17 protein-coding genes and 2 pseudogenes are annotated in these 23,397 nt (G+C 73.6%); 6 read left to right on the top strand and 13 right to left on the bottom strand.

What is annotated here, in order from left to right:
- The first annotated feature begins 113 nt into the window (after positions 1-113).
- Entirely contained in the window at positions 114-881 is a 768-nt protein-coding gene (locus tag AC4OXY_RS36110; protein WP_356035310.1) for a hypothetical protein, read from the top strand.
- Between the two features lie 145 nt (positions 882-1,026).
- On the opposite strand, the gene AC4OXY_RS36105 is transcribed toward AC4OXY_RS36110, so the two are convergent.
- Positions 1,027-1,797: a GntR family transcriptional regulator gene (locus AC4OXY_RS36105; protein ID WP_491994688.1), complete on the bottom strand. Its 771-nt coding sequence runs from the start codon at positions 1,795-1,797 to the stop codon at positions 1,027-1,029.
- Positions 1,798-2,237: 440 nt separating this feature from the next.
- Here AC4OXY_RS36105 and AC4OXY_RS36100 point away from each other — a divergent pair, with 440 nt between their 5' ends.
- Positions 2,238-3,284 carry a DUF2637 domain-containing protein gene (locus tag AC4OXY_RS36100; protein ID WP_356035313.1) on the top strand — a complete coding sequence of 349 codons (1,047 nt, stop codon included), beginning with the start codon at positions 2,238-2,240 and terminating at the stop codon, positions 3,282-3,284.
- 78 nt (positions 3,285-3,362) lie between these two features.
- Here the strand turns inward: AC4OXY_RS36100 and AC4OXY_RS36095 are convergent, their stop codons facing one another.
- The 3 genes from AC4OXY_RS36095 to AC4OXY_RS36085 form a co-directional block, all read right to left on the bottom strand.
- On the bottom strand, positions 3,363-3,806 hold the full coding sequence (locus tag AC4OXY_RS36095) for an ATP-binding protein (RefSeq protein WP_356035346.1): 444 nt from the start codon (positions 3,804-3,806) through the stop codon (positions 3,363-3,365).
- A gap of 336 nt (positions 3,807-4,142) precedes the next feature.
- Positions 4,143-5,885, bottom strand: coding sequence for a pyruvate dehydrogenase (locus tag AC4OXY_RS36090; protein ID WP_362821204.1), 1,743 nt, complete (start codon positions 5,883-5,885; stop codon positions 4,143-4,145).
- Between the two features lie 27 nt (positions 5,886-5,912).
- Positions 5,913-7,223, bottom strand: coding sequence for a protein phosphatase 2C domain-containing protein (locus AC4OXY_RS36085; RefSeq protein WP_491991713.1), 1,311 nt, complete (start codon positions 7,221-7,223; stop codon positions 5,913-5,915).
- Between the two features lie 478 nt (positions 7,224-7,701).
- Between AC4OXY_RS36085 and AC4OXY_RS36080 the strand changes: the two genes are divergently transcribed.
- Complete coding sequence (locus AC4OXY_RS36080) at positions 7,702-8,682, top strand: helix-turn-helix domain-containing protein (RefSeq protein WP_362821202.1); 981 nt, start codon at positions 7,702-7,704, stop codon at positions 8,680-8,682.
- A gap of 69 nt (positions 8,683-8,751) precedes the next feature.
- Entirely contained in the window at positions 8,752-9,234 is a 483-nt protein-coding gene (locus AC4OXY_RS36075; RefSeq protein ID WP_356035322.1) for a DUF456 domain-containing protein, read from the top strand.
- 19 nt (positions 9,235-9,253) lie between these two features.
- Here AC4OXY_RS36075 and AC4OXY_RS36070 read toward each other — a convergent pair whose 3' ends face one another.
- From AC4OXY_RS36070 to rsgA, 4 genes are all read right to left on the bottom strand, one after another.
- Positions 9,254-10,444, bottom strand: coding sequence for a GDSL-type esterase/lipase family protein (locus tag AC4OXY_RS36070; protein WP_362821201.1), 1,191 nt, complete (start codon positions 10,442-10,444; stop codon positions 9,254-9,256).
- A 240-nt stretch (positions 10,445-10,684) separates the two neighbouring features.
- A complete protein-coding gene (locus AC4OXY_RS36065) occupies positions 10,685-11,176 on the bottom strand; it encodes a methylated-DNA--[protein]-cysteine S-methyltransferase (protein WP_356035328.1) in 492 nt (163 codons plus the stop codon).
- Positions 11,176-12,567 (bottom strand): AlkA N-terminal domain-containing protein, encoded by a 1,392-nt coding sequence (locus AC4OXY_RS36060; RefSeq protein WP_491994687.1) that lies wholly within the window; start codon positions 12,565-12,567, stop codon positions 11,176-11,178. The genes AC4OXY_RS36065 and AC4OXY_RS36060 overlap by 1 nt, the downstream gene beginning before the upstream one ends.
- Positions 12,568-12,637: 70 nt before the next feature.
- A complete protein-coding gene (rsgA, locus tag AC4OXY_RS36055) occupies positions 12,638-13,732 on the bottom strand; it encodes a ribosome small subunit-dependent GTPase A (protein ID WP_356035331.1) in 1,095 nt (364 codons plus the stop codon).
- Positions 13,733-14,126: 394 nt separating this feature from the next.
- Between rsgA and AC4OXY_RS36050 the strand changes: the two genes are divergently transcribed.
- The gene (locus AC4OXY_RS36050) at positions 14,127-16,265 is read left to right on the top strand and encodes a SpoIIE family protein phosphatase (RefSeq protein ID WP_491991712.1); all 2,139 of its coding nucleotides are present in this window, start codon (positions 14,127-14,129) and stop codon (positions 16,263-16,265) included.
- Positions 16,266-16,504: 239 nt separating this feature from the next.
- Here AC4OXY_RS36050 and AC4OXY_RS36045 read toward each other — a convergent pair.
- The 5 genes and pseudogenes from AC4OXY_RS36045 to AC4OXY_RS36025 all read right to left on the bottom strand — a co-directional run.
- A pseudogene (locus tag AC4OXY_RS36045) lies at positions 16,505-17,072 on the bottom strand (SWIM zinc finger family protein); the annotation flags it as partial.
- Positions 17,073-17,564: 492 nt separating this feature from the next.
- Positions 17,565-17,774 (bottom strand): annotated as a pseudogene (locus AC4OXY_RS36040) (ribosome small subunit-dependent GTPase A); the annotation flags it as partial.
- Positions 17,775-18,000: 226 nt separating this feature from the next.
- Positions 18,001-19,503 carry a cellulose binding domain-containing protein gene (locus tag AC4OXY_RS36035; protein ID WP_491991711.1) on the bottom strand — a complete coding sequence of 501 codons (1,503 nt, stop codon included), beginning with the start codon at positions 19,501-19,503 and terminating at the stop codon, positions 18,001-18,003.
- A gap of 227 nt (positions 19,504-19,730) precedes the next feature.
- Positions 19,731-21,065 (bottom strand): radical SAM protein, encoded by a 1,335-nt coding sequence (locus AC4OXY_RS36030; RefSeq protein ID WP_491991710.1) that lies wholly within the window; start codon positions 21,063-21,065, stop codon positions 19,731-19,733.
- Between the two features lie 58 nt (positions 21,066-21,123).
- Positions 21,124-21,798, bottom strand: coding sequence for a pyridoxamine 5'-phosphate oxidase family protein (locus AC4OXY_RS36025; protein ID WP_356021940.1), 675 nt, complete (start codon positions 21,796-21,798; stop codon positions 21,124-21,126).
- 169 nt (positions 21,799-21,967) lie between these two features.
- On the opposite strand from AC4OXY_RS36025, the gene AC4OXY_RS36020 reads away from it, so the two are divergent.
- A complete protein-coding gene (locus AC4OXY_RS36020) occupies positions 21,968-23,230 on the top strand; it encodes an FAD-binding protein (protein WP_491991709.1) in 1,263 nt (420 codons plus the stop codon).
- Positions 23,231-23,397 lie beyond the last annotated feature (167 nt).

Here is a 23,397-nt window from a genome sequence, read left to right as displayed (position 1 = left end):
TGTGAAAACTTTCACCCACCCCCTTGGCCCGGCCCGTCGATCGGTGCTGGAATGCCGCCACCACTCAACAGCTCGATGGCGTGCTCGGGGAGGGCAACGTGGCGCACTCCGCCATGTCTGGCAACGGAACGACCGCCGGTGACGATCCGCTCCAGACCGCGGTGTGGCGGCTGCGCTCGCGGGCCTGCTGGGCGGACGCGGCGGCCCTGCTGCCGCACGACACGCCCGCGTCGGCCCTCCAGCGGGCCGCGCTGCTGGTCGAACGGTGTCTGTACACCGAGCGGGGCTGGGCGGAGGCGGAGGACGCGCTGCGTACGGCGGAGGCGCTCGCGCACACCGACGAGGAGCGCGGCGCGGCGGCCTGCGAGCGCGGCCAACTGGCCTACGCCGCAACGCTGCACACGGTGCGCGACCGCGCGGACGAGGCGCGGGCGGCACTGGGCCGGGCGGCGGCGCTGATCCCGCCGGGCGGGGCGGGCCGGGCCCTGCTGGACTTCCGGCGGGGCCTGCTGGCCGAGAACCTGACGCGCTCCCCGCAGGCGGCCCGCGCGGCCTACCGCCGGGCCCACGCGGGCGCCACGGCCCACGCCGACCCGCTCCTGCTGTCCTTCACCTGGCGCCACCTGGCCGGACTCGCCCTGCGCGACGGCGAGTTGGCCGAGGCGCGGCACGGCTTCGCCGAATCCCTGCGGATCAGGGAGGAGTTGGGCTACCTGGTCGGCACGGCCCCGGCACTGGCCTCCCTGGCCGACGCGGAGTCCGAGCCGGAGGCGTCCCGGCTGCGGGAGGAGGCGCGGCGCCTGTTCCGCCTGCTGGGCGGCGTACCGACGTGGCTGGCACGGCAGTTGGCCCCGCCGGCGCCGGGGGTGGCGACGGCGTAGGGAGTACAGCCGCGTCGCCGGGTGCGGGCAACCCCCTGGGGGCGCGGGGCGGTCCCGATACGCGGCTTCGCCGCCCGGGCGCGGACAGCCCCACCGGGCCGCACCCGGCAGACGGCACAACCCCCGCGGCGCTCACCCGCCCCGCTCAGCACGCGCCCGCGAAGTGCTCCGACACCAGCCCCCGCACCACGTCCACGTCCCCCGCGACCAGCGCCTCCAGCAGCGCCATGTGCTCCGCCGCGTCGGCGACCAGATACCCGCGCCCCTGCCGCACCGGCGGCCACTGGGAGCGGCGGTGCAGGTCGGAGGCGATGCGGACCAGCTGTTCGTTGCCGGACAGGGCGAGGAGCGCGGCGTGGAAGGCCCGGTCGGACTCGGCGTACGTGGCCGGACAGCCGGCGGCCGCCGCGCGGACCGTCTCCTCCGCCAGCGGCCGCAGCTCGGCCCACCGCTCGGCCGGCACCGTACGGGCGAGCCGCAGCATCACCGGCACCTCGATGAGCCCGCGCACCTCCGCCAGCTCGGACAGCTCCCGCGCACCGCGCCGGACGACCCGGAAGCCCCGGTTGGGCACGACCTCGACGGCGCCCTCCTGGGCGAGCTGCTGCATGGCCTCCCGCACGGGCGTCGCCGAGACCCCGAAGCGCTCGCCGAGCACCGGCGCCGAGTACACCTCGCCCGGCTCCAGCTCGCCGGTCACGAGCGCGGTGCGCAGCGCGTCCAGGATCTGGCCGCGCACCGAGGAGCGCTGCACCGCGGCCCGGGGCCCGGGTATCGGCGGCTCGGCGTGCGGGTGCTCGCCGCGCGCGCCGGGCGGCGCGTCCTCCCGCTCCCAGGAGCCGCCGGAGGGGCCGGAGACCTGCGCCACGCGTGCCTGCGCGGGCACCCGGGCGCAGCCCTGGGTGCCCTGCTTCACGGGGTCCACGGGATCCTCCTGGCGGCTTGTCGGTACTTGGGCCATTAACGGCGGGTTGTCACCTGTCCGTCAAGCACCTTAGGCGCAGAACCCGGAGGGTCAAACTCACCGGCCCGCCGTCGCTGAATCGATACAGCCAGACTCGCCTCGGTGTGATCAAGACGGCACGGCCCGTCCGCTAAGATCATCTGCGGCGACCCGCCCCCCCCCCCTTTCACAACCCCCTCACACGTCACGGGAACTTTCCGCGGCACCATCCGTGCGGGTACTCTTATTCGAACTCAACTCCCGCCCCTCATGCGGCAGTTCGAGCAGAACGCCGTCCGTGGGCATCCCCTTGCACCTCCTTGGCGGCCTCTTGCCCCGAAACCCCCTGAGGGCCGTCGGGCGTGGGCCACTATGGCGGGCGTTACGCCCTATCCCAATGCAAGGGACCCCTGATGAAGCTGACCGACATATCGCTGAACTGGCTGCTTCCGGGCGCCGTACTGCTCCTGGGCATGCTGGCGGCGGTGGCGGTGCTCGCGCGCGGCAAGCGCTCCTCCGGGGAGAACGCGAGCGCGGACGACTCCTGGGAGCGCAGCGAGGAGCGCCGCAGACGCAAAGAGGCCATCTACGGCACGGCCTCCTATGTGCTCCTGTTCTGCTGTGCGGCGGTCGCCGCAGCCCTCTCCTTCCACGGTCTCGTCGGCTTCGGCGAGCAGAACCTGGGGCTGACGGACGGCTGGCAGTACCTGGTGCCGTTCGGCCTGGACGGCGCGGCGATGTTCTGCTCGGTGCTCGCCGTGCGCGAGGCCAGCCACGGTGACGCGGCGCTCGGCTCCCGGATCCTGGTGTGGATGTTCGCCGCCGCGGCGGCCTGGTTCAACTGGGTGCACGCGCCCCGGGGCGCCGGCCACGCCGGTGCCCCCCAGTTCTTCTCCGGCATGTCGCTGTCGGCGGCCGTCCTGTTCGACCGCGCCCTGAAGCAGACCCGCCGGGCCGCGCTGCGCGAGCAGGGCCTGGTGCCGCGTCCGCTGCCGCAGATCCGCATCGTGCGCTGGCTGCGCGCCCCCCGCGAGACCTACAAGGCCTGGTCGCTGATGCTCCTGGAGGGCGTGCGCAGCCTCGACGAGGCGGTCGAGGAGGTCCGCGACGACAAGCGGCAGAAGGACGAGACGCGGCAGCGCAGGCGTGACCAGCAGCGCATCGAACGCGCCCAGCTGAAGGCCATCAGCCGGGGCCACCGCGGCTTCGTCGGACGCGCCGGCCGCCAGGTCGAGGTCGAGGTGGGCGCCGTCGAGCGCGCCCCCGCCGAAGTCGCCGCGGAGCCTGCCATATCCGGCGCGGAGCAACTGCCCGTGCGCGCCCGTCCCTCCCTGCAGCCGGTCCGCAGCGGATCTGAGCCGGTGACCGTCGATCTCACCGCGGAGGACGACACCATGGCACTGCCGCGCCTGGACTCCCTGGAGCGCAAGCTGAAGGACCTGGAGCAGCAGTTCGGCTAGGACGCCGTACGCCTGTTCCGGGCCGGGGGCGTGACCGTACGGGTCACGCCCCCGGCCCGTTGTGCGCCGCCCGCGCGCTCACGCCGCCTCGGCGCCCAGTTCGAACCACACCGACTTGCCCACGCCGTGCGGCCGTACGCCCCAGGCGTCCGCGAGGGACTGCACCAGCACCAGGCCCCGGCCGTGGGTGTCCTCGTCCGTCTCCGGCCCTCGCGGCTCCGGTCTGCCGGCCACGAAGTCCCGTACCTCCACGCGCAGTCCGCCCGGCGCCACGACGGCCGTGAGGACCGCGTCGTCGTCGGTGTGGACGAGCGCGTTGGTGACCAGTTCGCTGGTGAGCAGTTCGGCGATCTCCGAGCGGCCGGGCTTGCCCCAGTGCCGCAGCAGTTCGCGCAGCTCCCGCCGGGCCTCGGGCACCGCCCGCAGATCCGCCCGCCCCAGCCTGCGCCGGAACCGGTGCGCGTGGTCCGTGGTGGTGCCGGCCTCTTCCCCCGTCGTGTCCGTGGCGGCCCCGACGACCATGGGCCCGCCCCCTCGTGCCTGCCTCTTCATGACCCCCGCCCGCACGATGTCCCCCTGCCCCTCCTGGTCGAACACGTTCACGGGGGATGCTTGCCCAGCAGAAACCCCGGCAGTCCTGGCCCCCGCCCGAGGACCGCTGTTCGGCCACGGGCGCGGGGCGTGCGGGCTGCCCGGCGGGCCGTGCCGCACCCGCGTCCCGGCCTCCCGGGAGGGCGCCGGCCGCCACGGACGCCCCGGAACGGCCGGGCAGATGCGCCCGGCACCGGCCGTCGGCACCCCGTCACACCCCGTGAAACTGGCCGAAACCCGCCCCTCCGGTCGCCATGAGGAGGCGGCCTAGGGCCGCGGCACGTTGCGCAGATTGGAGCGGGCCATCTGGAGCATCCGGCCGACGCCGCCGTCCAGCACGATCCTGGACGCGGACAGCGCGAACCCGGTGACCATCTCGGCGCTGATCTTCGGCGGGATGGACAGCGCGTTCGGGTCGGTGACGACGTCCACCAGCGCCGGTCCCCGGTGCTTGAAGGCGTCCCTGAGCGCCCCGGCGAGCTGCTTGGGCTTCTCCACCCGCACCCCGTACGCCCCGCAGGCCCGCGCGACGGCGGCGAAGTCGGGGTTGACGTTGGCGGTGCCGTACGAGGGCAGTCCGGCGACCAGCATCTCCAGCTCGACCATGCCGAGGGAGGAGTTGTCGAACAGGACGACCTTGACGGGGAGGTCGTACTGCACGAGCGTGAGGAAGTCGCCCATCAGCATGGCGAACCCGCCGTCGCCCGACATCGACACCACCTGCCGGCCCCGGTCGGTGAACTGGGCGCCGATCGCCATGGGCAGCGCGTTCGCCATCGACCCGTGCGAGAACGAACCGATGATCCGGCGGCGCCCGTTGGGCGAGACGTAGCGGGCCGCCCACACGTTGCACATGCCGGTGTCGACGGTGAACACGGCGTCGTCGTCGGCGACTTCGTCGAGGACGGCGGCCACGTACTCGGGGTGGATCGGGATGTGCTTGTCGACCTTGCGGGTGTACGCCTTGACCACGCCCTCCAGCGCGTCGGCGTGTTTCTTCAGCATCCGGTCGAGGAAACGCCGGTCGGTCTTCTCCTTCACCCGCGGGATCAGACAGCGCAACGTCTCGCGTACGTCGCCCCACACCGCGAGGTCGAGCCGCGAGCGGCGGCCGAGCACCTCGGGCCGTACGTCGACCTGCGCGATCCTTACGTCGTCGGGCAGGAAGGCGTTGTACGGGAAGTCGGTGCCGAGCAGGATCAGCAGGTCGCACCCGTGGGTGGCCTCGTAGGCGGCGCCGTAGCCGAGCAGGCCGCTCATGCCGACGTCGTACGGGTTGTCGTACTGGATCCACTCCTTGCCGCGCAGGGCGTGCCCCACCGGCGACTTGATCCGCCCGGCGAACTCCATCACCTCGGCGTGCGCGCCGGCGGTGCCGCTGCCGCAGAACAGGGTGACCCGGCCGGCCTCGTCGATCATCCCGGCGAGCGCGTCGATCTCGGCGTCGCCGGGGCGGACGGTGGGCCGGGAGGTGACGAGGGCGCTCTGCGCGGCCTTCTCCGGGGCCGGCTCGGCGGCGATGTCACCGGGGAGCGAGACGACGCTCACGCCGCTTCGGCCGACCGCGTGCTGGATGGCGCTCTGGAGCAGCCGGGGCATCTGCCGGGCGTTGGAGATCAGCTCGCTGTAGTGGCTGCACTCCTGGAAGAGCCGGTCGGGGTGGGTCTCCTGGAAGTAGCCGAGGCCGATCTCGCTGGAGGGGATCTGCGAGGCGAGGGCGAGCACCGGGGCCATCGAGCGGTGGGCGTCGTAGAGGCCGTTGATCAGGTGCAGGTTGCCCGGGCCGCAGGAGCCGGCGCAGGCGGCCAGCCTGCCGGTGATCTGCGCCTCGGCGCCGGCCGCGAACGCGGCGCTCTCCTCGTGGCGGACATGGATCCAGTCGATGGCGGAGTTGCGGCGCACGGCGTCCACGACGGGGTTGAGGCTGTCGCCGACCACCCCGTACAGACGGCGTACGCCGGCGCGGACGAGGATGTCGACGAACTGCTCGGCGACGTTCTGTTTGGCCATGCCTCCATACAGTCACAGGGCCGGCGCTCACGCCTCCCACACGGCCGCCGCCGTACGGTCGTCGGCGTAACCCTTCACCCGCACCTGGGTGTCCGCGAGGAACGCGGCGAGGCCGGGCGGGGTACGACCGGACCAGCGGCGGGCCAGGTAGGCGCCGAGCGCGGGCTCGCCGCGCAGCGGCTCGGCCAGGCCGGCGCTGCACATCACCAGGGCGTCACCCGGCCGGGCGAGGCAGGCGCGGAAGCGGAACGGCTCGCGCGGCGGCTGCGGGGCCGGCTCGTACGGGCTCGGCGGGGTGGGGATGCCGAGGTCCATGGTGAACCGGTCGCCCTCGGACGTCAGGGGCGCGGCGGTGTCGTCGTCCGGCGCGGGCTGCGGCTCGATGTCCTGCCAGACGCCGTCCCGCAGCCGGAACAGCCCTCCGTCGCCGACGCCGAAGAACACGCGCGTACGGCAGTCCGGATCGCCCGGCAGCAGCAGACAGCGCAGGCTCGCCGTGTACTCCCCAGGGTCGAGGCCCTGCTCGGCCGCGCTCGCCCGGAGCCTGCCGAGGCTGCGGTCGGCCAGCCGGCCCAGCCCCGACTTCAGCTCGCCGCGCCGGGCCGCCCGGATGTCCTCCACCAGCCCGGGGTGGCTGCGCCCCACGGCCCGCCCGATCCACCGGCACGCCTCGGCCGCGGCCAGATGCGCCCCCGGCGTGGCCCGCGCCCCGGTCGCCACCGCGACGAGCACCAGCGCCCGCTCCCCCGTCCCGAACCGCGCGGTGAGCACCGCGTCCCGCCGCGGCTCGCCCCGGAACCGCGCCGAGTCCCCCCGCAACGACACGGCCCGCAGCGTGCACGCCCCGTACCGGGCCCCGTCCAGCACGGTGTCCGCGACCAGCTCCCCCAGCGCGTCGGGCTCGGCGACGGGCAGCGCGGTCGGCTCGGGGTCGTAGGTGGGCGGCCCGGACCCCACGTAGTCGAGCGCGGAGGGCGGCGGGGGCGGGACCGCTGGTGAGGAGGAGTTCGGCACCGGCACCGGGGCCGGTTCCGGGGCCGGTGCCGGTTCCGGGGGCGCGGCGGCGGTGGCGGGCTGTTCGGGGGTGGCCGGGGGCCCGGTCGTGCGCTGCGACGGCAGCGCGGGCTCCCCGGGCGCCCGGTCCTGCGCGCTCCCGGTGCCCCCGGTGCTCCCCGTGCCCCCTGTACGCGGTCCCGTCACCGTGTTCTTCGCGGAGGCGAAGCGGTCGTCCAGGGAATCGGGTGCCGTCGTGGGGCCCGTGTCCGCGGTGGAGTCGTCGTACAGCTGCCCCCACCAGTCGTCCTCGGAACGGGCGGGCCTTCCCCCCTGCTGGCTCATGCCGGTAATTGTCCACCGCGGGGGCCGCGGGGAAACGGCGCATCGGGAAATTCCGCCGCCCACGGCCACACCCGGCAGCGGGTCGGGTGAGGGGGTGAACTGCCGTACGAAAGAAGGCTGATGGCCGCCGGGCGGCCCCACCCCCCACGGGAGGACCGCCCGGCGACGTCCGCGGTGGCCCGGCCCCGAATCCCCTTCGCGTGTCTCGCACACGTACGGGCCCGGGCCACGTTCCGCGCGACCGGGCCGGGTGAACGGCTCCGGTCGGATGGCCGGATTGTGGCTTGGTTTCCTGAGACGAGGCTGTGAATCGCGATCGCGACCACCTGCCCCAGGTGCTGCCACCTTGGCAGAGTCACCCGCACAGCGGCGATGATGTTCCGCGGCGGGTTTGCGCCGTGGCCGGTTTCCGCCAGGCCGGGCCCGCCGAAATGACGTGACCGTGGCGTGTGGTGGCTCGTGGGAGGGGCGAAGGCCGATGCTGGCAGCGATAGGGCTGGACGACACGCACGAGGCGGCGTACCGGGCGCTGGTGTCCGTCGGCGCGGCCGAGGTGGGCGATCTGGCGCGCCGTCTGACGCTGGCCGAGCCGGACACGGAGCGGGCGCTGCGCCGGCTGGAGCGGCAGGGGCTCGCCGCGCAGTCCCCGGCCCGGCCCGGCCGCTGGGTGGCCGCTCCGCCGGGGGTCGCGCTCGGCGCGCTGCTCACCCAGCAGCGGCACGAACTGGAGAAGGCGGAGCTGGCGGCGGCCGTGCTCGCGCAGGAGTACCGGGCGGCGGCGGCCGAACCGGCGGTGCACGACCTGGTGGAGGTGGTCACCGGCGCCTCGGCGGTCGCCCAGCGCTTCCTCCAGCTCCAGCTGGGCGCGGCGCAGGAGGTGTGCGCGCTGGTCACCGCCCGTCCCCAGGTCGTGTCCGGCATGGAGAACGAGGCGGAGGAGCGGGCGGCGGCACGCGGGGTGCGCTACCGGGTGGTCGTGGAGCGCGCGGCACTGGACCTGCCGCACGCGGTGACCGAGCTGACGGCCGCCCTCGGCCGCGACGAGCGGGTGCGGGTGACGGACCGGGTGCCGACGAAGCTGGTCGTGGCCGACCGCTCGCTGGCGATGGTGCCGCTCACCTCGACGACGGCGGAGCCGGCCGCGCTGGTGGTGCACGCCAGCGGGCTGCTGGAGCTGCTCGCCGGGCTGTTCGAGTCGGTGTGGCGGGAGGCGCTGCCGCTGCGCATCGGCGCGTCGGGGGCGGCCGAGGAGCGGCCGGACGGCCCGGACGGCACCGATCTGGAGGTGCTGTCGCTGCTGCTGGCCGGGCTGACCGACGCGAGCGTGGCGAAACAGCTCGATCTGGGCCTGCGCACGGTGCAGCGCCGGGTGCGGCGGCTGATGGAGCTGGCCGGTGTGACGACGCGACTGCAACTGGGCTGGCACGCCTTCGAACGGGGCTGGGTCACCCGCTCCTGAGCAGCGCCCCGCGCCGCTGTCCCGGGGCGCGGTCCTGCCGTTCCGTGGCTTCTCCGGCACTCTGGGCAGATGGGAGTGTCGGAACTCCTGCTGGTCGGCGTGGTGATCGTGCTCGGCCTGTGCGGAGTGCTGGTGCCCGGGGTGCCGGGGTCGTGGCTGGTGTGGGCCGCCGTGCTGTGGTGGGCGCTGACGGATCCGCAGCCGCTGGCCTGGTCCGTCCTCGTGGGTGCGACCGCCGTGCTGCTGCTGTCGCTGGCCGTGCGCTGGGCGCTGCCGCCGCGCCGGCTGCGGCAGAGCGGTGCCACGCCGCGGATGGCGGTGTACGCGGGCGGCGGGGCGTTCCTCGGCTTCGTCCTGCTTCCGGTGGTGGGCGCGCTGCCGGGCTTCATGGCCGGGATCTACCTGCACGAGCGGCTGCGCCTGGGCCGGCACGGCGAGGCGATGGCCGCGCTGCGTACGGCGATGCGCTCGGGCGGCTCCAGCGTGCTGGCCGAACTGTTCGCCTGCCTGCTGATCGCGGGCGCGTGGCTGGGGGCGGTGCTGTGGGGCTGACCGCGTTCGACGGCGTGCCTCAGGCGGTCAGGGCCTTGAGGACGGTGTCGGCGACGGCGGCCATGCCGGTGTCGTTGAAGTGCAGGTGGTCGCCGGGGTCGTAGGCGGGCAGGATGCGGCCCTGATCGTCGGGGTCGCGGACGGCGGCGTCGGCGTCGGCGACCGCGTCGAAGGCGCCGCCGGTGCGAATGAAGCCGTTCACCTGCTGCCGTACCGCCTCGCGGGCGTCGGTGTAGGCGGCGAAGCCGCGGAACGGGGTGAGGGTGACACCGATGACCCGGATGCCCCGGGCGTGGGCGCGGGCGACGAGCGTGCGGTAGGCGTCGGCGTAGGCGGTGACGTCGTCGGCCGCGGGGGTGCCCTTGATGTCGTTGATGCCCTCCAGGACCACCAGGACCCGTACGCCCGCGCGGTCCAGGGCGTCGGGGTCGAGCCGGGTGAGGGCGCGCGGCCCGACGCCGTCGTGCAGCAGCCGGTTCCCGGAGATGCCGGCGTTGAGGACGCCGTACCGGCCGGCCCGCAGCGTGGCGGCGAGCCGGTCGGGCCAGCGGTGGTTGGTGTCGGGGGTGGAACCGGTCCCGTCGGTGAGGGAGTCGCCGAACGCGGCGACGCTGCCGACGCAGTCGCCGAGGACGTCGACGCCGGTGACGTAGTACCAGCGGGTGACGGTGTCCGTGTAGCCGGTGCCGTCCTCGTCGGCGGCGCGGCCCACGCCGTCGGCGGCCAGGTAGCTGGTCTGGAGGGCGGTCTGGTGCGTGGTCGCGGGGCCGCTGTCGCCGGGGGTGTACACGGTGACGAGGAGGTCGGCGGCGGCCGGGACGCGCAGCGGCACCGGGTCGGTGACCGTGTCCTGGCCCGGCGCCACGGTGACGGCCGGGGCGCCCTGGAAGGTGGCGGTGCGCAGCGTGCCGGGCAGGGCGTCCGCGCCGGCCGCCGCGCGCAGCGCGACGGTGACCGCGCCGAGGCTCAGGGGCGCGGTGCCGAACCGGTTGCTGAGCCGTACGCGCACCGCGTCGCCGCCGCAGCTGAGGTGGACGACGTTGCGGATGGCGGCGCCGGGCCGGGCCGCGGCGGTCCCGGACGGGGCGGTCTCCCAGCTGCCGGTCCACAGGGGCAGCGCCGCCGGCTGCGGGTGGGCGAGGGCCGGCGCCGCCAGGCCGGGCAGCACGGCCAGCAGCAGCACCGCGAGGATCCGTCCGACCTTGGCCATGTCTGCGCCCGCCTTCCCCGTGGCCCGTCGGAGGCGACCGTCCCACACGCCCGGCCCGTACCCCCCGCAGCGTGCACGGTGATCCACCCGCTCGGCGTAACGGGGCGTGGCATCGGAACACGAGGGTGTCGGCGGCGCCAGGGGGTGTCGTTTGGATCATCCCGGCGTCGCGGGCCCTGGCACGCGCGGGTCCGCCGTCCGGACCGTTCGTCCCAGCCGGCCTGATCCGAACGACACCCCCTAGCCGTGCAGCGCGCCCTCCAGGGTCAGCAGCAGGACCTTGCGGTCGAGGCCGCCCGCGTATCCGGTCAGCGAGCCGTCCGCGCCGATCACCCGGTGGCAGGGGCGCACGATCAGCAGGGGGTTGGCGCCGATCGCCCCGCCGACGGCGCGCACGGCCGCGCGGGAGGCGCCGATGCGCGTGGCGATCTCGCCGTAGGTGACCGTGCTGCCGTACGGCACCTCGTCCAGCGCGGCCCACACCCGCTGCCGGAACGCGGTGCCGTGCGCGGCCAACGGGAGCCGGAACACGGTGAGTTCACCGGCGAAGTAGGCACCGAGCTGGTCCGCGGCGGCGCGGAACGGCCCCGGGTCGCACCGCCACCCCTCCTCGACGCTCCGCCCGCCCTTCTGCCCGGGCACGGACAGCGAGGTCAGCGCCCCGTCCGCGGCGGCGGTGAGCAGCAGCGTGCCGACCGGGGAGTCGAGGCGCGTCCAGTACGTGTCGGCCATCAGTCCGACCCCCCTGCCACACACAGGTGTTGGACGGCGTACGACCGCCAGGGCCGCCAGGCGTCGGGGACCTCGGTGCCGGGCGGGGCGACGTCCGGATCGCCGAGGGCGCGGACGCGGACGGCGGCGACGGCGGCCGGGTCCATGCCGGGCAGGGCGAGCAGGGCGGCCGCGGCGTCGTCCCGGTCGGCGCCCGCGTCCAGCCGCAGGGTGCCGTCGGCGAGGGCCGCGGCGAGCGCGCGCAGCGGGCCGTCGGGCACGGCCTCGGCGAGCACGGCGGGCTCTGGGAAGAGATGGGTCAGACTGCCGCAGGGCGCGTCGAGCGCCTTGCCGTAGCGCCGCACCAGCGGCTCGGCGCCCGCCCTGCCCACCAGCGCGCGCACGGCGGGCTCCAGCGGGTCGACGGCGCCGGGCGAGCGCAGTCCGGGCCGGGCGGCGACGAGCGGGGCGAGCCGCGGGTCGGCGCCGAGCCGTTCGTCGACGGCGTACGGGTCGGCGTCGAGGTCGAACAGCCGCCGCAGCCGCTGCACCGCGGTCGTCAGGTCCCGGGGGTCGGTCAGGTGCAGCCGTGCGTCGAGCCAGCCGCCCGGCCGGGTGCCGGTGCCGGTGCGCGCCGCCCGGGCGCGCTCCTCGACGGCTGCGATCCCGGTGCCGTACGGCAGCCGCAGGGTGCGCCGGTAGGTACGGCCGCCCGGCGGGCCGCAGACCTCCTCGACCCCGGCGACCGCCTCGGCCGCCAGTTGGTCGAAGACCGCGGCGGCCTGGTACGGGCCCCGGTGGGCGAGCCGCAGCGGTATGCCGGCGCCGGGCGCGGCGCGGCGGCCGTCCCGGGCGCGGGGGGCGGCGGCGCGCACCTCGGTCGGTGTCGAGGCGTACACCTCCCGGACGGTGTCGTTGAACTGCCGCACGCTGGCGAACCCGGCGGCGAAGGCGATCTCGGTGACGGGCAGTCCGGTGGTCTGGAGCAGCACCCGCGCGGTGTGCGCCCGCTGGGCCCGGGCGAGCGCCACCGGTCCGGCGCCGAGCTCGGCGGTGAGCTGGCGCTGCACCTGCCGGGCGCTGTAGCCGAGCCGGGAGGCGAGCCCGGAGACGCCCTCGCGGTCCACGACGCCGTCGGAGATCAGCCGCATGGCCCGGCCGACCACGTCCGCCCGTACGTTCCACTCCGCCGACCCCGGCACCGCGTCCGGCCGGCACCGCCGGCAGGCCCGGAACCCGGATCCCTGCGCGGCGGCGGCCGTGGCGAAGAAGCGCACGTTGGGCCGCTTGGGCGTCACCGCCGGGCAGCTGGGCCGGCAGTAGATCCCGGTGGTCTCGACGGCGAAGAAGAACGCCCCGTCGAACCGCCCGTCCCGGCTGCGCACCGCCTCGTACCTGCTGTCCTCGTCCATCACGCCTTCCAGTGTGGGGCGGGGGGAGGAACGCGGCTAGCGGAAATCGGACGCGACGCTGCGGGCGTGCCTACTGATAGCGCGCCCGCTTGAGCTCCCTCGCCGCCCTGCCCTCGGCCTCCTTCCTGCGCCAGTGCCGCCCGCGCTCCACACGCACGCGTGCGTCGGTCTTGGCGACGATCCACTGGTTCTCGCGCATCAGCTTGCGGTAGCTCTCCAGCCGCCGAGCGGGCAGTTCCCCGCCGTCCACGGCGGAGCGGACCGCGCAGCCCGGCTCGGCCTCGTGCGCGCAGTCGTGGAAGCGGCACCGCCCGGCCAGGTCCTCGATCTCGGAGAACACCTGCCCGACCCCGCTCGCGGCGTCGAACAGGCCGACCCCGCGCAGCCCGGGGGTGTCGATCAGGACCCCGCCCGAGGGCAGGACGAGCAGATTGCGGGTGGTGGTGGTGTGCCGCCCCTTGCCGTCGACGTCCCGCGCGGCCCGTACGTCCATGACGTCCTCGCCGAGGAGGGCGTTGGCCAGCGTGGACTTGCCCGCGCCGGACTGGCCGAGCAGCACGGACGTACCGGAGCCGACGCGCGCGAGGAGCGCGTCGAGTCCGTCGCCGTGCAGGGCGCTGACGCCGAGCACGGGTACGCCGGGCGCGCTGGTTTCGACGTCGTGCACGAGGTGGGCGAGGGTGACCGGGTCCGGCACGAGGTCGGCCTTGCCGAGGACGACGACGGGCTGGGCGCCGGACTCCCAGGCGAGGGCGAGGAAGCGCTCGACGCGGCCCAGGTCGAGTTCGGCGGCGAGGGACACGACGAGGACGGCGTGGTCGACGTTGGCGGCGAGGACCTGCCCCTCGGACCGCTTGGAGGAGGTGGAGCGGACGAAGGCGGTGCGGCGGGGCAGATATGCCCGGACGTACCGCGGATCACCGTCGGGGTCGACGGCGACCCAGTCCCCCGTGCACACGACCTTCATCGGGTCACGGGGCACGACGAACTCGGTGTCGGCGCGGACGGTTCCGTCGGCGGTGACGACGTCGCACTGGCCGCGGTCGACCCGTACGACACGGCCGGGCAGCAGCCCGGCAGCGGCGTAGGAGTCGAACGCGCCGGCCCAGGCCTCGTCCCAGCCGAGGGGTGCCAGCGCGGAGAACACAGCGGAGGTGGAAGTCAAGGGAGACCCTTCACAAGGGTGGCCCCGGCACCGCGCTCACTGGCGCGGGAGAAGAGTGAGGTCAGCCGGAGACCACAGAGGTGGAATGGATGAACTTCCGGATGCGGGCAGCGCCCGTCACAGAGAGAGCCATCGGTCACACCTCCCGTCCTCCACACGACTGACCGCGGCAGCCGACGGCCACCGCGAGAAGCAAGCCCCACCCTAGAGGGGCCGGCTCTGCGGCACCACAGAATTTCCCACGTCGTTCCTCGCGGAAGAAGGCCAGGCCGCCTCCGGTAGACGACGGAGACATGTGTCAGAGTGAAGGGGCGAGACGGCGCCGTCAGCGGGCGGAGGAGACAGGAGAGGGCGGCCTGTCATGTCCATATATTTCGATCCCCACCGTTCGGCCATGGCCCACTCGGTCGCCATCGACCGGCGGAGCGAGGAGTACGCGGACCTCTTCGGGCAGGCCCCGGTGATGTTCGCTGCGCTCAGTGGCCCCAGACACCTGCTGGAAGTGGCGAACTCGGCATTCTTCGAGGCCGTGGGGTGCGACCGCGGGCGCCTCGGCGAACCGGTCGGAGAGGTGATTCCGGAATTGGTTCCGCAGGGCGTCCTCGACCGGCTCGACGAGGTCTACCGCACCGGCGTCGCATACCGGGCCCGGGACGGGCGGCTGATGCTGGGAGAGCCGGGCAGGCAGCGGGAGGGGTTCTTCGACTTCACCTACGAGCCCCGATGGGACGGGGCCGGCCGGATCGACGGGGTCGTGGTGATCGCGGTCGAGACCACCGCACACCACGACGCACATCTCCTGGCCTCGGAGCAGCGCGTGTTGCTGGAGCAGATCGCACGCGACGCCCCTCTCGCCGAGATCCTCGACGGCATGGCCACGGCGATCGAAGAGCTCTCGCCGGACATGATCGTCTCGGTACTGCTCCTCGATCCCGACGGACAGCGCCTGCGGCACGGCGCCGCCCCGCGCCTGCCCGACTTCTACAACGAGGCGATCGACGGGACAGTCATCGGCGAGGGTGTCGGCTCGTGCGGCACGGCCGCCTACCGGCACGAACCGGTGATCGTCACCGACATCGCCACCGACCCCCTGTGGAAGGACTACCGCGACCTGGCGCGGCAGGCCGGGGTCGCGGCGTGCTGGTCCACGCCGATCCAGGACAGGGACGGCCGGCTGCTGGGCACCTTCGCGATGTACCACCGCACCCCCAAGGCTCCCGCGGACAGGGATGTGACGCTCAGCGTTGCGTTCGCGCGCGTAGCCGCGCTGGCCATCGAACGCCACCGTGCGGTGGAGGCGAGGCATGCCGCCCAGGAGCGTGAGAAGGCAGTCCGTGAGGATCTGGCCTTCCTGCTGGAAGCGAGCACCGCCATCACGGGCGAGACGCACTATTCGGACAGCCTGCAGCGCATGGCCAGGCTGACCGTTCCGGCCCTGGCCCCGTTGTGTGCCGTGCATGTGGTCGAACGCGGCCGGACCCACCGCATCGCCGTCGCCGCCTCGACCCGGGAGGGGGAACAGCTCCTCTGCTCCCCCGCGCTGTGCGACGACGTGGACGCCGCCGTCGCCCGCGTGCTGTCCTCCGGCGCCATCGAGACGGCCCGCATGGGCAGCCCCGTCGCGCAGCCCGGCGTCACGGGATACGTGTGCGTGCCACTGGCCACCCGGGGCCGTACCTTCGGCACGCTGACTCTCCTCGCCACCGCCCTGCCCCTGGACGGCCACACGATCGCCCTGGCCCAGGAGCTCGCCCGCCGGGCCGCTTCGAGTGCCGACAACGCCCACCAGTTCACCGACCGCGTCCGGCTGGCCCACGATCTGCAGGCAGGCCTGCTGCCTCCCGAGTTGCCCAGGATTCCCGGCGTAACCCTGGCCGCCTCCTACCATCCGGCCGGTGAAGGACTCGTCGTCGGCGGCGACTTCTACGACGTCTTCCCGCTGTCCGGCGACCGCTGGGCGTTCATGATCGGCGATGTGTCGGGGCGCGGCGCGCTGGCGGCCACCACCACCGGATTGGTCCGCCACACCGCACGCGCCGCCGCCCGCCTCCTGAACGACCCGGCGGCGGTGGTCGCCGCCATCAACGACGCGTTGACGGCAGGCTCCGCCGACGAGGACCAGTTCGTTTCACTCGTTTACGGCGAGCTGCGGCGTTCCGCGTCTCACCTCGCGCTCAACCTGATTCGAGCAGGCCACGTACCGCCGCTCGTGCGCCGAGCCGACGGCACGGTCGAGGAACTCACGCAACCAGGCCTGCTGCTGGGCATCCGTCCCGACCCCGGCTTCTGCCCGTGCGAGATCGACCTGCGCCCCGGCGACAGCCTGGTCCTGGTCACCGACGGCATCACCGAGGCCCGCTCCGCCGACGGCGAATTCTTCGGCGAGGACCGCTTGGCCGACGCGCTCGTCGCCGACCGGACCACGACGCCCACCGCCGCCGTCCTCATCGAGTCCATCACCGCCGCAGTCACCACGTTTGCAGGCGATGCCACCCTCGATGACCGGGCCACGCTGGTCGTGACAGCCACCTGATGGTCACGAAGGCGCAGCAGCCATTGCCGGGCTCACAGCGCACAGGAGGCAAGAAGGTCGGCCGGAGACCGCGGAGGTGGAGTGGATGAACTTCCGGACGCGGGTAGCGCCCATCACACCGGCAGCCATCGATCACACCTCCCGTTCCTCACTCGGCCGAAAGCGGCGGCCAACAGCCATGCACGAAGCGAGCCCAACCCGGATGCGCGCATTCGGGCGCCAGCGACTTTCTGACAGGGTCACAGGCCGTGCTGGTCGAGGAGCCGCATCAGGTTCCGCTTGCGTTTCTGCCCGGCACGCAGCGCGGCGAGGTACGCGGTGAACTCGTCTTCGGTGCCCAGGCGGTGGTGGCAGTCGCGCATGCTCAGCAGCAGACCTGTCAGCTGGTCGTAGACGGTGTTGCCTGTCTGTTTCATGAGCGGTTCTGCCAGCCGCAGGTAGACACCGAGCGCGTCGGCCGGACGGGCGATGCGGGCCCGGTCGGCGAGGGCGAGCCACTGCCGGTCGTGCGCACGCGTTTCGGCCGCTGCCCCCCCCCCAGGCAGCGTCGACGTCCCCGTCGTCCAGCAGGGCATCGACCAGGACCGGGCCGCCGTGCCAGGACCGCTGTCGCTGCCCGGCGTCGGTGCGCAGCAGCACAAGCGCCGGCGCCCGCTCGACCTGCCAGCAGCCGGCCGCCCGTGCCACCGTACGCAACTGCTGGTACGCGACCAGGGAACGGCGGGCGGCGAACCGGGTGCGGCGCAGAGCCACGGCATCGATGAGCCGGTCGCCGCGGGCGTAGCGGTCGAAGAGGTAGTCGATCAGGTGCTTGCAGAAGGTGCCCTCCACGCCGTACGGGCAGTCGCACTCCCCGGCAAGGCCGTCCGGGCCGTCGAGGGTCAGCTCCGCCTGGTAGGCGTCCGTCCCGTGAACGATGCCCGTGATCCAGCCGTCACCGACCTCCACCGCGGTCACCGCGGCCAGGTATTTCTGGCCCCGCTCGAAGGAGCGTGGCCCGGCCAGCGCCCGCAGGTCGTCTTCGTCGAAGTCCAAGTCCTGTGCCACACAGGCATTCAACCGGAGGAACGGAGCGACGGCCTCTGCAGTACCCGTATCACTGTGTTGGTGGGCGTGCACGCCCACATCTGCATGCCAGACAGCCGCGGTTCACGACCGCAACGAGGTCCAGCCACCGACAGGCCAGCCCTCGGACTCACGCATTGAATCCTGCCGACGTCGGACAGAAAGCGGAACGCGGTCGCCCTCTGGGGCGCACCTGACGCTGTTGGCCCAAGTGGCGAGCGGGGGACGCGGGATCAGCGCTTTGAGGAGTCTGCGGGGCACGACGAACTCGGTGTCGGCGCGGACGGTTCCGTCGGCGGTGACGACGTCGCACTGGCCGCGGTCGACCCGTACGACACGGCCGGGCAGCAGCCCGGCAGCGGCGTAGGAGTCGAACGCGCCGGCCCAGGCCTCGTCCCAGCCGAGGGGTGCCAGCGCGGAGAACACAGCGGAGGTGGAAGTCAAGGGAGACCCTTCACAAGGGTGGCCCCGGGCAGGCGCGCGGACGCGGTCGGATCAGCCGGTGGCCACGGAGGCGGACTTGAGGAGTTCCTGGACGGGGGCAGAGCCCGGCGCCGTGACAGCCGTCGGTCGACACCTCCTCGTCTGTCTCGCACCGCTCGTGCGCACACCACCTCGGCGTGCGTGATCAATGCAGCCCCCGGGCGGAACCCGGCGTCACAGCATTTGTTCAGCCGGCCGCGCAGGACGCCCCGTTGAGTGTGAAGCCGTACGGTGCCCGGTTCGCGTCCTGCCAGGTGGCGAGGAAGCCGAAGGACAGGGTGCCGTGCGCGGCGACGGTCCTGTTGTAGTCGGCGGCGGTGGCGGTGACGCGCGAGCCGTCCTGGTGGACGGTGGCGTCCCACATCTGTCCGACCCGCTGGCCGTCGTGGAAGCTCCAGGAGACCCGCCAGTCGGTGAGGGGCCGGTCGGTGGTGACGGTGACGGCGGCCTGGAAGCCTGCGGGCCACTGGTTGACGACGTCGTAGGCGACCCGGCAGGACACGTCCGATGACCCGGCGGCGCCGGACTGCTGCTCGGCCGTGGAGGTGCTGCCCTGCGGTTCGGGATCCGGCTGCGTACGGCCGGGGTTCGCCGCCGTACCGGTCGCGGACGGTGTCGCGGACGGGCTGCCTGCGGTGGACGACGGCGCGGCGGAGCGGCCGGCGGAGCGGCTCGCGGAGCGGGAGACGCTGGGGTCGGCGACCGGCTGACGGTCGTCGCGGCCGCCGGCGGCCGTGTCGTCGCCGGAGCCCGAGCCGCCGAACGGCATCATCGACACGCCGAGCGCGAGCGCCGACAGCAGGACTGCGGCGACGAGCAGCCCGCCGCGCAGCGCCCGGCTGCGGCCGCCGCCCTCCTCGGTGTCACCGGGGTCCGCCTCGGCACCGGGGCGGCCGGCGCCGAGGCGGACCTCGGCGGCGCGCCGGCGGCGCTCCAGGTAGGCGAGGCCGCCCCAGCCGACCACCCCGCCGGCCAGCGCGGCGGGCAGTCCGCCGCCGTGCAGCCGCAGGCAGGCCGCGGCCTCGGCGCAGCGCACGCAGGTGGCGAGGTGCCGGGAGAGGTCGCCGGGGGTGTCGGCGACCGGCGAGCGGGTGACCGCGTCGAGCAGCCGGGCGTACGAGCGGCACTGCGCGTCCAGCGGGGTGTCCAGGTGAGCCCGGTGGCAGCGGTCGCGGAACAGGGTGCGGACCTGGTCGAGTTCGTCGCCGACGGTGGCCGGGTCGAGGCCCAGCCGGCGGGCGACGACGGGCAGGGGCAGCGCCTCCACCTCGGCCAGCCAGAGCAGCGAGGCATCGGCCTCCTGCATGTCCCGCAGGCCCCGCAGCGCGATCGGCCTCTCCAGCGGCGGCCCCGAACAGCGGGCTGCCTGACCGGAGTTGAGCCACAGCCGCAGCTCGGGGTCGAGCTTGTGCCCGTCGCCGCCGGCCTCCCAGGCGGCGGCGGTGTCGCGTACGGCGGTGAGCAGGGCCGGGATCGTCGGCAGCCGGGCGCCGCGGCGGCCGGCGCCGCGCACATGGGTGCGCCCGGCCGCGCGGATCTCGCGCACGCCGAGCGCGAAGGCCTCGGTGGCCAGTTGATGAGCCGTCACGGACCCGGAGGTGCACAGGTCCGCGTAACTGAGCACCGCGTCCCAGCCCTCCGAGAACAGCGCGGCCTCGGTGGGGTCCTGGGGGGTCGGCAGGTCGGGCATGGGACTCCTGCATCCACGAGCGAGGTCAACTCTCCATAGGGGAAAGGGAGTTACAGGGAACCTCGCGGCAGAGCACCGAGCCTTTCACGACCCCGACACAACTGACAAGCGGCCTGTTCACATCCGGTGACGCATGGTGGCGGGACGGATGCGCGTCGCGACGAACCCCGACTCCCGCCTCTGGTACGGACGCGGAGGCCGCATCACTCACCGCCCTGCGGGTCTCCTCACCGCCCCGCCGGTTCGCTCGCGGACTCGTCGGCGGCGGGCAGGCTGTCCATGAAGGAGCTGACCGAGAAGACCGCGCGGCCGGGTCCGGGCGGGCCGTAGCCGGGCGGCGAGGACAGGCCGAAGTCGTCCATCGTCTGCCGGTAGGCCTGGAGCAGCCGGATGTGGTACTCCAGCGGCGCGCCCTGCGGGTTGGCCTTGCCGAGCGGGGTGGTGGGCTCCGGGCACCAGGTGGTGAAGCGGGGCGTGATGCCGTGCGACATGAAGAAGCGCAGCCCCTCGGTGGTCGACGCGATGGCCTCGTCCACGGTCGTGAAGCCGAACGGCTCGGCCATCTCCACGCCCGCCACGAAGTTGGGGATCACATTGCGCGCGCCGAACACCTCGGCGGAGTCCAGGATCCGCCGGTGCCACTCGTCGCGGCCGACGTAGCGCTCCTTGCCGGGGCAGTACAGCTCGAACAGCCTCCGGTCCCACACCTCGAAGTTGGGGTGGTAGATCTGCACGCCGTAGTCCTTGAACCGCTGCACGTCGTCGCGCGGCAGCGCCTGGGCGACGACCTTGCCGATCCAGCGGCCCGGGAAGCGCTCCTCGATGGCCTTGGCGTAGTGGCCGTAGAAGTCGGCCTCGTCGCGCCCGGAAACCGTTTTCGTAATGGCTCCGCCGGTGAGCGTGTACGCGGTGGACGCCTTCTGGGTGTCGTACCGGTCGATGATCTCCAGCGCCTCCAGGACCTCCTCCACGTCCTTGACGCCCGTGTACGGCCGCCCGGCCGCCTTGTGCTGGCGCCAGTTGTGGTTGATGTCGCAGTACTGGCACTCCTCCTTGGCGCCGAAGTACTGGCAGACCCGGAAGACGGTGAGGTAGATCAGGTAGCCCCACTGGATGGTCGGGGCGACCTCCATCACGGACTTCCCGTTGGACAGAGTGTGCCGGTAGTACTCCGGCATGGGCGGCACGCCGACGTCCGCGATCCGCCCGCCGTCGAGGTAGAGCCCGAGCAGTCCGTCCTCGTCGGCGGCGACCCGGTAGGGCGAGGCGGGGTTCACCCGTACGGAGACCACGGTGCGGCGCAGGTCGTACGGGCCGCCGGTGAGGATGATCTCCTCCGGGGGCCGGCGCAGCGCGGCCTCGCCCAGCTCGGGCAGGGTGCCGTGGTCGAAGGAGAAGATGAAGTACGACTTCGGCTTGACCTCGCCGCTCTCGTTGTCGCTGAGGGCGGACGGGTCGAAGGCGACGCCGCCGCGGAGCAGGTCCTCCTTGAAAACGGCTTCCCGCGGCACCTGCGGGAACCGCTCCATCAGATCCTCGACCAGCGCGGTACGACTGCCCATCCGTCTGTCTCCTCCCGGTTCAGGCGTACGTGTCACACCGTATGCCCCCGCCCGGGACTCAGCCGTGCCGGGTCCCCGCACGCCGTGCGATGTGTTCCGGTACGGCGATGCCGGGCGGCAGTGCCGGGTCGGGCTGCGGGGTGCCCCAGCGCGGGGTCAGCGGCAGGACCCCGGCCCACAGTCCGAGGGCCGCGTCGGGTCCGTCGCCGTCCTCCGGGGCGCCGGTGCGGATCTTGACGGAGGCCTCTTCCAGGGAGAGGGCGAGGAGGGTGGTCGCCGCGAGTTCCTTGCGGCTGGGCAGCCGGGCGTACGCCCACTGCCCCGGTGCGCAGTGCTCGGTGAGCAGGCGCAGGCCCTCCAGCTTCCGGTCGGGTTCGGTGACCTTGCGGGCGGTGCCGTGGATCATGGCGCTGCGGTAGTTGACACCGTGCTCGAAGACGGACCGCGCGAGCACCAGTCCGTCGACGTGCGTGACCGTGACGCAGACCGGGGTGTCGCCGGCGAGGCTGCGGCCGGCCACCGACCCGTGGAGATACAGCCACCGCTCGTCCCGCCCGTACACGGTCGGCACGACGACCGGCCGTCCGTCCACCACCACGCCGAGGTGACAGACGAACCCGGCGTCGAGAACCGCCTCCAGCTCCGACCGCTCCAGCCTTCCCTGCTCGCGCAGCCGCCGGTGCCGGGTACGGTCGGTGACGGGCAGCCGGTCGGGCAGCGGTTCCTCATTCATGAACCGGAAAGTTACCGATATCGCAGAGAAACGGCCAGCGATATTTCACATACATCGATCGTAACCGGTTACGGCAACGAAATCCGCAGACATCCCCGATGGTGGACCCTGCCGGATCATGGCGGATGAGAGGCTCGGCGGACACGCACTCTCCGGGAGGGACGCAACGGTGACAGGGACGGCCGGGACCGCGGGCACGGTCACCAACTGGGCGCGCACCATCACGTACACCGCCCGGGAGTTCCACCGGCCCCGCACGCCTGACGCGCTCGCGGCGCTGGTGGCGAACAGCCCGCGGGTACGGGTACTGGGCAGCGGGCACTCCTTCAACCGCATCGCCGACCCGGGCCCGGACGGCGTACTGCTCTCCACGGCCGGCCTGCCTTCGGTGACCGACGTCGACACGGCGGCGCGCACGGTCCGCGTGTCCGGCGGCGTCCGCTACGCCGAACTCGCCCGCGCCGTCCACGCGCACGGCCTCGCCCTGCCCAACATGGCCTCCCTGCCGCACATCTCGGTGGCCGGCTCGGTGGCGACCGGCACCCACGGCTCCGGCGTCACCAACCGCCCGCTCGCCTCGGCGGTACGCGAGGTGGAGCTGGTCCGCGCCGACGGCGCGGCGGTGACGATCGGCCGGGACGACCCGCGCTTCGACGGCGCCGTGACCTCCCTGGGCGCGCTCGGCGTCGTCACCGCCCTCACCCTCGACCTGGAGCCGGCGTACGGGGTGGAGCAGCGGGTCTTCACCGAACTCCCGCTGGCGGGGCTGGACTTCGCGGCGGTGGCGGCCGCCGGATACAGCGTGAGCCTGTTCACCGACTGGCGTGAGCCCGGCTTCCGGCAGGTGTGGGTCAAGCGGCGCACCGACGAAGCGGCCGTGCCCTTCCCCTGGGCCTCACCCGCGACCACCGCGCTGCACCCGGTGCCGGGCATGCCCGCGACCCACTGCACGGGACAACTGGGCGTACCGGGGCCGTGGCACGAGCGGCTGCCGCACTTCCGGGCGGAGTTCACGCCGAGCAACGGGGAGGAGATCCAGTCGGAGTACCTGCTGCCGCGGTCGAAGGCGATGGAAGCGTTGTATGCGATAGACGGTATCCGGTCGACAGTATCCGGTGTACTGCAGACCTGCGAGGTGCGGACGATCGCCGCCGACACACAGTGGCTGAGTCCGGCCCACGGGCGGGACTCGGTGGCGCTGCACTTCACGTGGGTGCCGGACGAGGCGGCCGTCCTGCCCGTGGTGCGCCGGCTGGAGGAGGTGCTGGAGCCGTTCGGCCCGCGGCCGCACTGGGGGAAGGTGTACGAGATGCCGTCGACGGTCGTCCGTGGACTGTATGCACGCCTCCCCGACTTCCGCGCCCTGGCCCGCTCCCTGGATCCGGCCGGGAAGTTCACCAACGCGTTCGTCCGGGAGCTGCTCGACGAGTGATGCGACGGGCGACTCCTCCACCCCTGCTTCGTCCACCCCGAACTTCGTGGACCGCGACTTCCTCCACCCCCTTTCCTAACCCCTTGTCGAAAGGGGCCGGCAGCCCATAGCCTGACGCCCGCGCCGGTGCCGATGCCGCCCCGGCCGGGTCTGGACGGGATGGGAGG

The sequence above is a fragment of the Streptomyces sp. HUAS MG56 genome (assembly GCF_058673395.1).
Note: the sequence above shows the minus strand (reverse complement) of the source record. Positions and strands in the feature narration are given on the sequence as shown.